16 protein-coding genes and 1 pseudogene are annotated in these 13,196 nt (G+C 69.9%); 5 read left to right on the top strand and 12 right to left on the bottom strand.

The genetic code is table 11. The features are described 5' to 3' along the window. Positions 1 to 23: 23 nt before the first annotated feature. From ACIQD6_RS30855 to ACIQD6_RS30800, 12 genes and pseudogenes are all read right to left on the bottom strand, one after another. Positions 24 to 332, bottom strand: coding sequence for a DUF2469 domain-containing protein (locus tag ACIQD6_RS30855; protein WP_014675276.1), 309 nt, complete (start codon positions 330 to 332; stop codon positions 24 to 26). A gap of 14 nt (positions 333 to 346) precedes the next feature. Continuing rightward, entirely contained in the window at positions 347 to 913 is a 567-nt protein-coding gene (locus ACIQD6_RS30850) for an NUDIX hydrolase (RefSeq protein WP_401888770.1), read from the bottom strand. After that, entirely contained in the window at positions 897 to 1,703 is an 807-nt protein-coding gene (gene lepB / locus ACIQD6_RS30845) for a signal peptidase I (RefSeq protein ID WP_401888768.1), read from the bottom strand. The genes ACIQD6_RS30850 and lepB (ACIQD6_RS30845) overlap by 17 nt, the downstream gene beginning before the upstream one ends. A 59-nt stretch (positions 1,704 to 1,762) precedes the next feature. Further along, positions 1,763 to 2,605: a signal peptidase I gene (lepB, locus tag ACIQD6_RS30840; protein WP_401888872.1), complete on the bottom strand. Its 843-nt coding sequence runs from the start codon at positions 2,603 to 2,605 to the stop codon at positions 1,763 to 1,765. Between the two features lie 58 nt (positions 2,606 to 2,663). Continuing rightward, positions 2,664 to 3,684, bottom strand: a pseudogene (gene lepB, locus ACIQD6_RS30835) (signal peptidase I); the annotation flags it as partial. Next, positions 3,677 to 4,456, bottom strand: a complete 780-nt coding sequence (gene lepB, locus ACIQD6_RS30830) for a signal peptidase I (protein WP_401888766.1) — start codon at positions 4,454 to 4,456, stop codon at positions 3,677 to 3,679. The gene lepB (ACIQD6_RS30830) and the pseudogene lepB (ACIQD6_RS30835), both read right to left, overlap by 8 nt. Before the next feature lie 126 nt (positions 4,457 to 4,582). Continuing rightward, positions 4,583 to 4,930, bottom strand: a complete 348-nt coding sequence (gene rplS / locus ACIQD6_RS30825; protein WP_401888764.1) for a 50S ribosomal protein L19 — start codon at positions 4,928 to 4,930, stop codon at positions 4,583 to 4,585. A 130-nt stretch (positions 4,931 to 5,060) separates the two neighbouring features. Further along, positions 5,061 to 5,882, bottom strand: a complete 822-nt coding sequence (gene trmD / locus ACIQD6_RS30820; protein WP_401888762.1) for a tRNA (guanosine(37)-N1)-methyltransferase TrmD — start codon at positions 5,880 to 5,882, stop codon at positions 5,061 to 5,063. Continuing rightward, the gene (gene rimM, locus ACIQD6_RS30815) at positions 5,882 to 6,496 is read right to left on the bottom strand and encodes a ribosome maturation factor RimM (RefSeq protein ID WP_401888759.1); all 615 of its coding nucleotides are present in this window, start codon (positions 6,494 to 6,496) and stop codon (positions 5,882 to 5,884) included. Before rimM ends, trmD begins: the two co-directional genes overlap by 1 nt. A gap of 173 nt (positions 6,497 to 6,669) precedes the next feature. Beyond that, positions 6,670 to 6,909, bottom strand: a complete 240-nt coding sequence (locus tag ACIQD6_RS30810; RefSeq protein WP_020868149.1) for an RNA-binding protein — start codon at positions 6,907 to 6,909, stop codon at positions 6,670 to 6,672. A 2-nt stretch (positions 6,910 to 6,911) separates the two neighbouring features. Next, a complete protein-coding gene (rpsP, locus tag ACIQD6_RS30805; protein WP_401888757.1) occupies positions 6,912 to 7,358 on the bottom strand; it encodes a 30S ribosomal protein S16 in 447 nt (148 codons plus the stop codon). A 285-nt stretch (positions 7,359 to 7,643) separates the two neighbouring features. Continuing rightward, the gene (locus tag ACIQD6_RS30800) at positions 7,644 to 8,237 is read right to left on the bottom strand and encodes a hypothetical protein (protein WP_401888754.1); all 594 of its coding nucleotides are present in this window, start codon (positions 8,235 to 8,237) and stop codon (positions 7,644 to 7,646) included. Positions 8,238 to 8,878: 641 nt separating this feature from the next. On the opposite strand from ACIQD6_RS30800, the gene ACIQD6_RS30795 reads away from it, so the two are divergent. From ACIQD6_RS30795 to ACIQD6_RS30775, 5 genes are all read left to right on the top strand, one after another. Next, the gene (locus tag ACIQD6_RS30795) at positions 8,879 to 9,760 is read left to right on the top strand and encodes a methyltransferase domain-containing protein (protein WP_401888751.1); all 882 of its coding nucleotides are present in this window, start codon (positions 8,879 to 8,881) and stop codon (positions 9,758 to 9,760) included. A 219-nt stretch (positions 9,761 to 9,979) separates the two neighbouring features. Beyond that, on the top strand, positions 9,980 to 10,378 hold the full coding sequence (locus ACIQD6_RS30790; protein WP_401888748.1) for a transcriptional antiterminator: 399 nt from the start codon (positions 9,980 to 9,982) through the stop codon (positions 10,376 to 10,378). Positions 10,379 to 10,427: 49 nt separating this feature from the next. Beyond that, the gene (locus ACIQD6_RS30785) at positions 10,428 to 10,784 is read left to right on the top strand and encodes a DUF2620 domain-containing protein (RefSeq protein ID WP_401888745.1); all 357 of its coding nucleotides are present in this window, start codon (positions 10,428 to 10,430) and stop codon (positions 10,782 to 10,784) included. 66 nt (positions 10,785 to 10,850) lie between these two features. Then, positions 10,851 to 12,212, top strand: a complete 1,362-nt coding sequence (locus ACIQD6_RS30780) for a YhfT family protein (protein WP_401888742.1) — start codon at positions 10,851 to 10,853, stop codon at positions 12,210 to 12,212. 24 nt (positions 12,213 to 12,236) lie between these two features. Further along, entirely contained in the window at positions 12,237 to 13,178 is a 942-nt protein-coding gene (locus tag ACIQD6_RS30775; RefSeq protein WP_401888740.1) for a phosphotriesterase, read from the top strand. The last annotated feature ends 18 nt before the right edge of the window (positions 13,179 to 13,196 follow it).

Here is a 13,196-nt window from a genome sequence, read left to right as displayed (position 1 = left end):
CCGGGGAGCGCCGCTCACGTCCTTCAGCCGCCGGGCAGTTCGAGATCGCTCTTGTTCAGCTCCTCGATATTCACGTCCTTGAACGTGAGCACCCGCACCTGCTTGACGAACCTGGCCGGCCTGTACATGTCCCAGACCCACGCGTCCGCCATGGTGACCTCGAAGAAGACCTCACCCTGCACGGAATGCACCTGCATCTCGTAGTCATTGGTGAGATAGAAGCGACGCTCGGTCTCGATCACATATTTGAACAGACCGACGACATCGCGGTACTCCCGGTAGAGCTTCAGCTCCATCTCGGTCTCGTACTTCTCGAGGTCCTCGGCGCTCATGGCAATGTTCCCCTTCAGCCGTACGTCCCCCCATTGTGCTCCGGCCTCCCGCGCCCCTGGACGTTTTCGGGGGCGAGGACCACCGGTGCGTCCGGAGGACCCTCGTCGAGCAGCGTACGCAGCAGCTCGGCGAGCCTGGTCGGATATACCGTCTCACGCGCCGCCGACAGTTCGGCGGAGGTCCACCACCTCATCCCCGCGACACTGCGCAGCTCAAGCTCGGTGAGCCCGCCGGGAGAGGTTCCGGTCTGGCTCGTACGTGCCAGGAAGTACCACTCGTCCTGGTCCCAGCGTCGCCCGTCGAACGGAAAGGAGCAGGTCCGGCGCCACAGCACGGGCCCCAGCTCCACCTGTGTGATCCCCGTCTCCTCCGCGAGTTCGCGGAGCGCGGCCTCCTCCCGGGTCTCGTCGCCCTCCAGACCACCGCCCGGCGTGAACCACCAGGTGTCATCCGGGTCCTCGGGCTCGTACCCGTGCATCAGCAGAATCCGGTCCTCGGGATCCAGCAGCACCACCCGCGCGACCTTCCGCAGCGCGCCCCCACCCGGCCCCGGCAGCGCGCCTTCAGCCTCGGCGGACACTCGCGGAGACCTCCTCTCCCGCCTCCCGGTCCGCCCGGGACCGCCTGGACAGCCATCCCGCGACCGGTCCGTACGCGGCCCCGCCCAGGATCAGCAGCGCTCCGAGCACCACCGCTCCGGCCAGCAGCCCCACCGGCCCGGGACCGGACACTCCACCCGGCAGCGCCGCGAAGCCCTCCGGCCGGTCGATCATGGTGCCCAGCGGCCAGGCCAGGGCGTCCACCCGCGCGTCCACGGCCGAGCGCGGCACCGCGCCCTGCGCCTGGTCCGCCAGATGCGTGCGCGAGTCCAGCGAACCGCTGCGCTCGTCACCGAGCATGAACAGCTGCCCCTGGGGCACGGTCGCGTCGAAGTCCTCCGTGGAGGCCCGCCCGCCGATCATCCCCTTCACGTACGGCTCCTCGACGGCCTTGCCGTTGACGGTGAGCCGGCCGTCCGCGTCACAGCAGGCGACCTTGTCGCCGTCGACCCCGACCACCCGCTTCACCATCGGCATATCGGCCCACTCCTTGTCGGAGAAGACCACCACGTCCCCGCGCCGGACGTCGCCGCCGGATATCCGCTGCGCCAGCACCCGGTCGCCCGCCTTCACCGTCGGGGACATCGAGTTGGTCGGCACCGTGTACGGCCGGTACTCGACGGCCCCCCAGACGAAGCCTCCGAGGAAGAGCACACAGCCGACGGCCACGACCAGCCCCGACAGCACATCGCCGAGGCGGCCGCGGCCGCCGTTCGTACCTTCGGTCCCGTTTCCGGTCCCGTCTTCAGTCCCGTTGCCGGTCCCGCTCATCCCAGTACTCCCCCACTCCGGAGAAAGATCCTCGGAGGTCGACGATCTGGGACGGCACCCTACCCGGCGGTACGCCGCCGGGTCAGCCTCCTCCTGCGCCACAGCACGACCGGCAGCGCCCCGGCGAAACCGAGGGCGCCGGGAGCAACAGCAGCGGCACCCGGGACCGCCGAGGCGGCGGCACTCAGCCCGGACTGGTCGAAGGTGTCGGGCACCGGGAGCGTGGACCAGCGGTTGACCGGCCAGGCGACGACGATCGCGCGGCCGACGACCTTGTCCGCGGGGAACGTGCCGTGGTCGGCCAGCTCCTGGTGGTAGCGGGAGTCCAGCGAGTTCTGCCGGTGGTCGCCCATCACCCAGAGATTGCCCTTGGGCACGGTGATCGGCCCGAACGGCTCGTCGTCACAGGGGGTGTTGCCCGGGTAGATGTAATCGGTCTCGTTCAACGCCTGCCCGTTGACCTCGACCTTTCCGCCCTTCTTGCACTCCACTGTGTCGCCGCCGACCGCGATGACCCGCTTGATCAGGTCCTTGTCCTCGGCGGACGGCATCAGCCCGATGGTGCTGAGGACCGTCTGCAGCGCATTCGGCTGGGGGGTCGGGGTGCCCTCCAGCCAGCCGCCGGGATCCTCGAAGACCACGACCTCGCCGCGCTTCGGCTCCGCGCCGAACCAGGGTGTGAGCTTGTCCACCAGCACCCGGTCACCCTGCTGCAAGGTGTTCTGCATCGAGTCCGAGGGAATCGAGAACGCCTGCACCAGGAAGGCCTTGATCAAGAACGCGAGAACAAGCGCGATCACGATCAGGAGAGGCAGTTCCTTCCAGAAGGAGCGCGGTTTCTTCGCCTCCGATCCGGCCTCGGACCCACCGTCGCCCCGGCTCTCGCCCCGGGAATCACTCATCTCGTCGGTCACGGCTTCGGGCGACTCGGCGAGCTGCTCGTGTCCCTCCTCGGGATCATCGTGTCCGGATCGTGCGCCGACCGCCACATCCCCCACATCCACTCCTCAGTCCGTGCGAATACTCCGTGCGATCGCCCGTCCCGGATTCGGAACAGGCCCACCACTCCCATAACGAGCGGGAGTTCCGCAGGGCTCGGGAGCCGGATCAATCCATTCAGATCCTGATCCTGAGAAGACACACTATTCGACAGTCCGCCCGCCGTCGCCGGGGCGCCGACCGGGTCGGGGATCGAGGCGTAGGTCTGCCGCTGCTCCAGCGTGGTCCAGTGGTCGAGCGGCCAGGCGATCACGACCGCGCGGCCCACGACACTGCCCTCCGCGACCGTACCCTGGTCCTTCTCCCGCAGATGGAAGCGGGAGTCGGCCGAATTGGCCCGGTGGTCGCCCATCACGAAGACCCGCCCGGCCGGTACGCGTACCTCGAAGGGGATCGTCGAGGGCACGTTCCCCGGGTTCAGGTAGGGCTCGGTGAGAGGTACACCGTTGACGGAGACTTTGCCGTTCGCGTCACAGCATTTGACGGTGTCACCGCCGACCGCGACGACCCGCTTGATCAGATCCTGCTCGTCGGCGGACGGCAGCAGCCCGATGGCCGTCAGCCCGGTCTTGATCTGCTTGACGACGGCGGGGGAATTGTCCGGCTTGGGCTGCTCGTCCTCCAGCCAGCCGCCGGGGTCCTCGAAGACCACGACATCACCGCGCTGAGGCTTCGAACCGAACCAGGGCGTCAGTTTGTCCACCAGGACCCGGTCACTGATCCTGATCGTCTGCTCCATCGACCCCGAGGGGATCACGAACGCCTGCACCAGGAACGTCTTGAGGACCAGCGCGATCAGCACCGCGACGGTGATGAGGAGCGGGATCTCCTTCGCGGCGGACCGCTGACGGCGCCGCTTGACCTTACGGGCGAGCTTGCGCCGCTCCGCCCGGCCCGGCAGCGGCCGGCCGGTGGTGGGCCGGCTGCCGGTAGGCAGTCTGGTGTCGGAACCATGACTCGCTTGACGTCCGCGCTTACCCATGGGCGCCCTCCGGGCTTCGTACGTCCCGGAAGGCACCGGTGGGCTCCACCGTGGACCAGCGGCCCAGCGGCCAGCCGATCCAGTCCGCCCTTCCGATGACCTTGTCGACGGGTACCATGCCGCCGCCGGGCTCCCCGAGATGGTCCCGGGAATCTCGCGAGTTACCGCGATGATCGCCCATCACCCACAGGGTTCCCTGGGGTACGACGATGTCGAAGGGGACACGGGAAGGCGCGTCCCCTCGATACAGATAACGTTCCCGCACCGCCCGGCCGTTCACCGTGAGCCTGCTCCCCTTGTCACAGCAGGTCACACGATCGCCGCCCACACCGATCACGCGCTTCACGTAGTCGGTCTCGGCGGGCTCCGCGAGCCCGAGGGCCGCGGCCGCCCCCCGCAGCAGCCCGGTCACGGGATTCTGCTGGGGCGGCTCCTGGACGAAGGATCCGGTGCCGTCGAAGACGACCACGTCGCCGCGGGCCGGCTCGGCACCGAAGCGGTAGGCGAGCTTGTTGACCAGCACCCGGTCCCCGACCTGGAGCGTGGGCTCCATCGAGCCGCTGGGAATCAGGAACGGCTGCACCACGAACGTGCTGACCAGAAAGAGGAAGAGGGCGCACGCCGCACCGATCTGTCCCGTCCGGCGCCAGGACAGCCGTAGGGCCTGTCCGGCGACGGCTCGGGGGAAACGCACGGAACGCGACCGTTCGTCCGGTCCGGCAAGGGATACGGAAGAACGGTCGCGCTCCGTGTGCTGTGCTTCGGTGTCCATCGGAGCCAGAGCTTATCCGGCGGTCCTATGGACCCGGGTGCGACGCCGAGACTCCGCTCGGGCCGCGAGGTCGTACGGCGCGACCGGTGATGTTCGCGACGGGGCAAACCTCACCGGGAGGGGCACTTAGCTGCGCTTCTCCTTGATCTTCGCGGCCTTGCCGCGCAGCTCACGGAGGTAGTAGAGCTTGGCGCGACGGACGTCGCCGCGGCTCACGAGCTCGATCTTCTCGAAGATCGGGCTGTGGACCGGGAAGGTGCGCTCGACACCGACGGAGAAGGAGACCTTGCGGACCGTGAAGGTCTCGCGGACGCCCGAGCCCTGGCGGCGGATGACAACACCCTTGAACTGCTGGATACGCGAGCGGCTGCCCTCGATGACACGTACGTGGACGTTCACGGTGTCACCGGGGCGGAAGGCGGGGAGGTCGCTGCGGAGCGACGATGCGTCGACTACGTCGAGCAGGCTGGACATGGAGGTCTGCTTCCTCGCTGATGCCACAGGTCATCAACGGATGTCGAGAGGAGAGTCTGAGGTGCCGTTCACGTCGGGCGGGCGTCTTTCCCCCTGTGGCAGGGGCGCACGTCGGACGTACAGCAGCGGCTCATTCTTCCACGGCCTCGGGCCTGCGCCAAAATCGGCCGCCGGGCTCCGGTGACCAGCCCAGGATGGAGAGCATCTCACGGTCCTTCTTGTCGAAGGCCGAGGGGTCGCAGCGCTCGATGAGATCCGGCCGGTTGGCCGCCGTACGACGGAACGCCTCGTCCCGCCGCCAGCGCGCGATCCTGCCGTGGTGCCCGCTGAGCAGGACGTCCGGAATCCCGCGCCCGCGCCACTCGGGCGGCTTGGTGTAGACCGGCCCCTCCAGCAGATCGGCCATCGCGCCGGGGGCGAAGGAGTCGTCTCGGTGCGACTCGGCGTTGCCGAGGACGCCGGGCAGCAGCCGGGCCACGGCTTCGGTGATCACCAGTACGGCGGCCTCGCCACCGGCGAGCACGTAGTCGCCGATGGACACCTCGATGACCGGTATCCGGGTCGCGTACTCGTCGATGACCCGGCGGTCGATGCCCTCGTAGCGGGCGGGCGTGAAGAGGAGCCAGGGCCGCTCGGAGAGCTCTACGGCAAGCTCCTGGGTGAACGGGCGGCCACTGGGGGTGGGAACGACCAGGACGGGGCCGTGGGCGCCTGACTCGTAGCCGCTCGCCAGGGCGTCGTCGAGGGCGTCACCCCATGGCTCGGTCTTCATGACCATGCCGGGACCGCCGCCGTAGGGGGTGTCGTCGACCGTGTTGTGCCGGTCGTACGTCCACTCCCGGAGGTCGTGCACGTGTACGTCGAGCCGGCCGCGCGCGCGGGCCTTGCCGACGAGCGAGACGTTCAGGGGATCCAGGTACTCCGGGAAGATCGTGACGACATCGAGCCGCATCAGTCGTCGTCCTTGCCGCGCTCGTCGTCCTTGCCACGCACGTCGTCCCGGCCGGCCGCGTCGCCCTCGGCGGACTCGTCGTCCCTGCCGGAGGCGATCTCGGCCCGGTCGTCGATCAGGCCCGGCGGGGGGTCGATCACGGCCCGCTGCTCCTCCAGGTCGATCTCGGTGACGATCTCTCCCACGAAGGGGATCATCACCTCGCTGCCGTCCGGCCGCTCCACGATGAACAGGTCCTGCGACGGCAGGTGGGAGATCTCGGTGATCCGCCCGATCTCCGTACCGTCGGCCAGGACGACATCCAGGTCCATCAGCTGATGGTCGTAGAACTCCTCGGGGTCCTCGGGGAGTTCCTCCGGGTCGATCTCGGCGATCAGCAGGATGTTACGCAGGGCCTCGGCGCCCGTACGGTCGCGTACGCCCTCGAAGCGCAGCAGCAGCCTGCCGCTGTGCACCCGGCCCGTCTCGATCGTCAGCGGTCCGGCCGAGGCCGGTTCCGTGGCGAGTACGGCGCCGGGTCCGAGCCGCAGTTCGGGCTCGTCCGTACGCACCTCGACGGTGACCTCGCCCTTGATCCCATGGGCCCGGCCGATCCGCCCGACTACCAACTGCACCTGCACACCGCCTCTTCGCGGCCGCGCCGCCGCCGCTCTCGCGGGCGTGGCTGCTCACCGCTGTGGATCCTCGATTGATGGTTGCTGCCAGCGATTGCCGCTGTCACCACCGGAAACAACTCGGGCCGGGAAGAGCCGTGGCCCTCCCCGGCCCGTGCCGGTGTTCAGCTGTGTCAGCGAACCTGGTCCACGTCGACGAGGTCGACGCGGATACCGCGACCGCCGATGGCGCCCACGACGGTCCGCAGCGCACGAGCGGTGCGGCCGTTACGGCCGATCACCTTGCCGAGATCGTCCGGGTGCACCCGGACTTCCAGCACCCGGCCGCGGCGAAGGTTGCGCGAGGCGACCTGCACTTCGTCCGGGTTGTCGACAATGCCCTTCACGAGGTGCTCGAGAGCCTCCTCGAGCATGATCAGGCCTCGGTCGACTCGGCGGTGGCCGAGGACTCGGTCCCGGCTTCGTCGGCCTTCTTCTCGGACTTCTTCGCCTTCTGAGTGATCGCCTCACCCTTGGGCTCGTCGCCGGCGTCCTTCACAAGGGCCTCGAAGAGAGCGCGCTTGTCGGACTTCGGCTCCGGCTGGAGCAGCGGCGCGGGGGCCGGGAGGCCCTTGTGCGCCTGCCAGTCACCGGTGAGCTTGAGGATCGCGAGAACCGGCTCGGTCGGCTGGGCGCCGACGGACAGCCAGTAACGCGCGCGCTCCGAGTCGACCTCGATGCGCGAGGGGTTCTGCACCGGGTGGTACAGACCGATCTCCTCGATGGCCCGGCCGTCACGGCGGGTACGGGAGTCGGCGACGATGATGCGGTAGTGAGGCGAACGGATCTTGCCCAGACGCTTCAGCTTGATCTTGACTGCCACTGGAGTGGTGTCTCCTGGTCTTGACGTGGTTGGGCACAACGGGATGCCGCGTGGGGTTGCGGTACCCGATCTGCCCGATGGACGCGTCAGCCGGAGGAGAGAGGGGTCCTGTGCGACTGTCGAGTACGGCTGGCCATTCTGCCACACCCCCGCGGTGGGACATGACCGGCCCGGTCTCCCGCCTCGGTGGAGAGCCCGCCGGGGGCTGGGCCCTGTCCGGCGGATCCTCCCCGGCTCGCGAAGATCCGCCGGACAGGACCCAGGTGCGTCTCACCTCGGCGCCTCTCAGCTCGCGGCGGCGACCACTTCCGGGATACGGAAGGGCTTGCCGCAGCCCCCGCAGACGATCGGCGCCTGGGCGAGGACCGACGGAACGACCCGTACGTTCCGACCGCAGTCGCAGACCGCTTTGACGCGCACTCCGCCTCCGGACGAGCCGTGCCGGGCGGCCGGCCCCCGGAAGCTGCGCTTGGTGTCGGAGGCCGTCGCGACCGTGTGCGCCTTGAGCGCGCGCTGGAGGCGCTCGATGGTGGGGCGGTACCGCCGCTTCGCCTCGGGGCTGAGCGAGACCAGGGAGAAACCGCTGCTGGGATGCGGCTCCTCCGGATGGTCAAGACCCATCTCCTCGGCGATCGCGAGGAATCGGCGGTTGTGATAGCGGCCCGCCCGCGAGGTGTCGCGGACACCTCTGGCCGCGGCGATGCCATGGACCGCTTCGTGAAGCAGTCGTTCGAAGGAGAGCTCCGCGCCGCAGGCGGACGAGGACTCTCCGATCAGGGACTCTGGCGCGGCAAGATCCGGCAGCTCGGGGTGGGACCGCTGAATGTCGGCCCACGCCTGCGCCAGCTCTGCGGCGAGAACAGGTGGTGTCGTGCTCACGTCGTGAACAACGAGCCGGAACCCCCACGGGTTCCATTCCGGGGCATCTCAAATAATTTGCACGTACCCGTCAGTTGCCATTGATGCGTCCTGACGAGGGCGGGTGCGTTGATCTGCGGAGAAGCTTCGCAGGTCACCTCAAGCCGGTACGTAGTACCGCGTACGCATCGACGCGTAGCCGATCTACGCAAGCCGGCCTTCCTGAGCCGGGAGCCGAGCAGGTGGCCCGGAGCCTGCCCGAGCCACGACCCGAGCCAGAAGAGGTGGCTCGGTGCGCGCGGGCGGCGGCGCACGCCACGACGGCGACAGTACCGGGACCTTGATCCGCTCCGGGCGCCGATCCGTTGCGCCACCGGGGTCCACGCTTACCCGAATGGCCTAATCGCCACCCTCCCGCGCACTGTGCCGCGGGAGGTCGTACGCCCTCACCACGGCAGAGGCCGTAGGACCGTGAGACCGGGGAAAAGGAATCGGCCAAGTACGCGGGGGCGCACACCCGGAGCACGCGCTCCATGCCCGCCGCACCCACTGGACGCGGGCACAGATGGGGAGTTCCCTGGCATACGGGGATGCACGCGCACGTACACGGGGGGCTGTCACTCAGGGCACTACCGACCTCTCGGCGGATTGGGGCGCTATCCATGACACGTACGCTCGCCCAGTACCACCAGCACCCTTCGAATGCGGCCCCGGCACCGGCGGTTCCCGCCGACGCGCGTGCGCGGGCCCGCGACTGGGCCGAGATCCAGGAACGGATGCTGGTGCCGCTCTACGAAGCGGTGTACGAGCGTCTGGAGGTGCGCGCGGGGACACGCGTGCTCGGTCTCGGCTGCGGCTCGGGACTCGCCCTGGTCCTCGCCGCCGCCCGGGGCGCACGGGTCACCGGTGTGGACGCCGACCAGGAGCGGCTGGCGCTGGCCCGTGAGCGACTGCTCACCCGCCGGGAGCGCGGTGGCCCCGGCGGCCGGCCGGAGGACACCGGGACGCTGCTGCCCGCGCACCGCATGGCCGACGCCACGACCGGGCCCGACCGCCCTCCGTACGACCTGATCACCGCCTTCCAGCCGGTCGGCTCCGTGACGGGCGGCAACTCGGCGCTCGTACCGTCCCTCGGTACGGCCATACCGCTCGCCGCACGCGGCACGCCGGTGGTGCTGGCGGGCTGGGGTCCGCCGGAGCGCTGTGCCACGGACGCGGTGCTGCGCATCGCGAGCCGGCTCACCGACCGGCTACGGAAAGGCACCTGGCGCCCGGCGCGACGCGACGACCTGGAGGATGTCGCCGCGCGGGCCGGGCTGAGGCCGGACGGCTCGGGGCGGGTCGCGTGCCCGTTCGGGTACGCGGACATGCGGAGCGCGGTCCGTGGGCTGCTGTCGACCGGGGTCTACGACGGAGCGATTCAGGCGACGGACGGACTACAGGTGGAGAAGGAGATCAGTGAGGCGCTCCATCCGCATCTGCGGCGGGACGGCACGGTCTGGATGCCGAACATCTTCCGCTATCTGATCGCCCGCACGCCCTGAGCCGCACGCCCTGCCCACCTGCCCTTACGCGCGGCTCCGGCGCCCGCACCACCGCGCTGCTCGAAGGCGGGGCCGCCTCGTGGTGCTCGCGCGCGTCACCGTCGACCACGCCTCCAGGACCGGCGCATGCTCGCGCGGCCGGGGTTCGGCCGTGACTCGACATCCACATTCGTGGTTACCGTCTTGTCGATCTTGTCGGGCATCGCAGGAGGGGACCACATGGACGGCCAACTCGCGCTCCGCATCCAACTGTTCCAGGAGAGCGGCCAGGCCAGGCCCGAGGTCGCCGCGTTCGTGACGGCCGAGCTGAACGCCCTGGCCACCGAGGGACATCCGGTCACCGAGGCCACGGCGGGCATGCTCACCAGCCACCTGATGATGGCGCTGGGCCGGCTCCTCGACGGTGAACAGATCGAGGAGTTCCGGACCGACGAGCAGGTGGCGGCCGAACTCACCGGGCACCCCGAGGCCGTGGCACGGGCCCGCGCCGTCTCCGTACGGGCCGAGAAGGAACTGGGCGCTCCGCTGCCCGACTCCGAGATCAACTTCCTGGGCCTGCATCTCGCCGCACTCACCCGGCGCTCCCCCACCTCCCCGGGTCCCTCGCACGCCTCCTGACCTCACACCCGGTCCTCCCGGACCGCCTCACCTTCTTGGGGAACCAGCCATGACGAAGATCCTCACCGGTGGCGTCGGCAAGTCCGAGGTCGCGGACACCGTTTCCACGCTCGGACTCGACAGCCTGGAGATCACGGTCTCCAACGACATGGACGCCGCGATGAAACTCCGGGCCGGCCAGGCCGACTTCTACCTCGGCACCTGCCACACCGGCGCCGGAGCCTCCCTCGGCATCCTCGTCGGTCTCCTGGGCCGGCCCCTCTGCCACACGTTCGGCCGCTCCGTCCCCACCGAGGACCAGGTCGCCGCCCTGCTCGCGGACGGCAAGAAGGTCTTCGGCTTCGCCATCGACCAGATCGACGTGATCGCCCCGCTCATGGCCCGTGCGATCGCCACGCGCGGCTGATCCCCAAGGCCCCCGAAGGCCCGCCTCAAGCCCCCGAAGCCCCGTCGAGGCACAGAGGAGAGCCCCGTGACCACCGTCCTCGCGGCGAGCCCCGGTCTGGACTTCTCGCTGACGCAGCAACTGACCGTCGTGGCCCTCTGCGCGCTGACCGCCTTCGTCTCACACCTGGCACTGGCCGTATTCAACGACGGCGTACGCCCGTTCATGCTCGACTTCATCCAGGGCCGCTCCACGCGCACCGCCACCACGGCCGTGTCCTTCGGGCTCTCGGCGGGCTTCATCTTCGGCCTCGGCGCCCCGATGGCCCTGTCCAGCGGCGTCCTCAACCCCTGGCTCCTCTTCCTGCCCACAGACATCCTGGGCATCCTCTCGCCCAGGAAGTGGCTGGCACCGCTGCTCGGCGGTGCCTGGGGCGCGGTGGTCGTCCTCGGCCTCGGCGGGGTCAACCGCGTGGCGCACGATCTGCCCGTCGACTTCCTGACGGCGATGCAGCAGATGTCGACGCCGATCCTGTTCCTGTTCACGCTCTTCCCGGTGCTCGCCATCACCCGGCAGTTCGGGCGGCTGCGCGGCGGGATCGCGGCCGTGCTGGAACTGGCCCTGGTCATCACGACCATGAAGCTCTGGCCGACGGTCTTCGCGGGTTCGCTCGCGATGGCGGCCGGAGTGCTTCTGCTCATCGGTTTCGCCGTCCGCAAGGACCTCCTGCGGCGTACGGCGGACCGCGCCGCCGCCCTGGCGGCCGGGGAGCAGACCTCCGGTACGGGACAACAGGAGACCGGGGACGACCCGATGGCCTCCCTGTTCAGCGCCGGCGCCCTGCGGCTGCGCCGCTTTCTCCCGCTCTTCATGGTGCTGGGCGCCGGGATCTGCGTACTGGCACAGACGCACATATTCGGCGGCGGCGAGGCGACCAGCTTCCTGATCGCCAAGGGACAGTACGGCGAGGCCGCCCAGGTCGACTTCTACCGGGTCTTCGGCTTCGTCCCGCTGATCGCGACGACCGCGCTCGCCTCCGGCGCGTACGGCATCGCGGGCTTCACGCTCGTCTACCCCCTCGGCTATCTGCTGCCGAACCCGTTCCTCGCCGCCGCCGTCGGCGCCGTGGTCTTCGCCCTCGAAGTACTGGCCCTGTCCGCCACAGGCAAGGTCCTCGGCAGGCTGCCGAGCGTGCGCGACTCCTCCGAGCATCTGCGCGCGGCGATCACCGAGACGCTGGGACTGGCGATCCTCTTCGGCTCGCTGCTCGCCGCCCATGTGATGGGCGGCGGTCTCGCGATCCTCGTCGTCGGCGGGCTCTACCTGCTCAACGAGGCCATGGGCCGGCCCGTGGTGCGGATGGCGGCCGCGCCCGCGGCCGTCCTCGCCGGCGGCGTCCTGCTCAACGTCCTCCACTGGCTGGACCTGTTCACCCCGGTCAAGGGCTGACCCGCCCGGAAGGCACCCGTACCCATGCGCCATCTCACCACCGTCGCCGGGCCGCTGCCCGTCTCCGCCGTGCGCGGCCCGGCGCTCGCACACGAACATCTGGTCCTCGATCTGGACCGTGCGGGGGACGGCGCCGCCGTCCTCGACGCCGTACGTCACCGGTCCACCGTCACCTCCGAACTGGCCGCCCTGCACGCCGAATTCGGGCTCGCCCTGGTCATCGAGCTGACCTGCCGGGGCATGGGCCGCGACCCGCGCGCCCTGGCCCGTATCGCCGAGGAGTCCGGGGTCGCCGTGGTCGCGGCCACCGGCTGGTACTACGAACCGTTCCACCCGGACGGGACCGCTGCCGCGAGCGTCGAACAGCTCACCGCGACCCTGGTCGAGGAGATCGACGGCGGCCTCGACGGCACCGGCGTCCGCCCCGGCGTGCTCGGCGAGATCGGCAGCCACGGTGACCGGCCGGGCGAAGCGGAGACCCGTACGCTCCTCGCCGCCGCCCACGCGGCTCTCGCGACCGGCCTCTCGGTCGCCACCCACGCCCAGCTCGGACGCGGCGGCCTCGCCCAACTGGAACTGCTCGCCGGTACGGGCCTGGCGCCCCACCGGATCTCCCTCGGCCACCAGGATCTGCTCGACGACCCCGCCGTACACCGCGAACTGGCGGCGGCGGGCGCGTACGTCGCCTTCGACACCGTCGGCAAGGAGAACTATCGGAGCGACGACACCCGGCTGCGCCTGCTGCTGGCGTTCCTGGAGGCCGGGCACGTGGACCGGGCCCTGCTCAGCTGCGACATCTCGCGCCACGGCTATCTGGAGTCGGCGGGCGGCCAGGGGTACGGGCACCTCTTCCGGTCCTTCCTGCCCGAGCTGCGCGCGGCTGGCGTGGACGACGGCCTGATCGACCTGATGACGCGCCGCAACCCGCTGCGTTTCCTGACCGGCGCCGACGCGGCGGAAATCTGAGATCACGGAGGCGATCCG

The sequence above is a fragment of the Streptomyces sp. NPDC088400 genome (genome assembly GCF_044753355.1).
In the GTDB taxonomy this organism is placed as follows: domain Bacteria; phylum Actinomycetota; class Actinomycetes; order Streptomycetales; family Streptomycetaceae; genus Streptomyces.
This window is presented reverse-complemented; position numbering and strand designations above follow the sequence as displayed.

Excerpts from the sequence above, each read along its gene's own strand:
- rplS (WP_401888764.1), bottom strand. The coding sequence starts at position 4,930 with ATGTCCAGCCTGCTCGACGTAGTCGACGCATCGTCGCTCCGCAGCGAC.
- ACIQD6_RS30855 (WP_014675276.1), bottom strand. The coding sequence starts at position 332 with ATGAGCGCCGAGGACCTCGAGAAGTACGAGACCGAGATGGAGCTGAAG.
- ACIQD6_RS30795 (WP_401888751.1), top strand. The coding sequence starts at position 8,879 with ATGACACGTACGCTCGCCCAGTACCACCAGCACCCTTCGAATGCGGCC.
- ACIQD6_RS30775 (WP_401888740.1), top strand. The coding sequence starts at position 12,237 with ATGCGCCATCTCACCACCGTCGCCGGGCCGCTGCCCGTCTCCGCCGTG.
- trmD (WP_401888762.1), bottom strand. The coding sequence starts at position 5,882 with ATGCGGCTCGATGTCGTCACGATCTTCCCGGAGTACCTGGATCCCCTG.
- ACIQD6_RS30785 (WP_401888745.1), top strand. The coding sequence starts at position 10,428 with ATGACGAAGATCCTCACCGGTGGCGTCGGCAAGTCCGAGGTCGCGGAC.
- lepB (WP_401888768.1), bottom strand. The coding sequence starts at position 1,703 with ATGAGCGGGACCGGCAACGGGACTGAAGACGGGACCGGAAACGGGACC.
- ACIQD6_RS30810 (WP_020868149.1), bottom strand. The coding sequence starts at position 6,909 with ATGCTCGAGGAGGCTCTCGAGCACCTCGTGAAGGGCATTGTCGACAAC.
- lepB (WP_401888766.1), bottom strand. The coding sequence starts at position 4,456 with ATGGACACCGAAGCACAGCACACGGAGCGCGACCGTTCTTCCGTATCC.
- ACIQD6_RS30790 (WP_401888748.1), top strand. The coding sequence starts at position 9,980 with ATGGACGGCCAACTCGCGCTCCGCATCCAACTGTTCCAGGAGAGCGGC.
- lepB (WP_401888872.1), bottom strand. The coding sequence starts at position 2,605 with ATGAGTGATTCCCGGGGCGAGAGCCGGGGCGACGGTGGGTCCGAGGCC.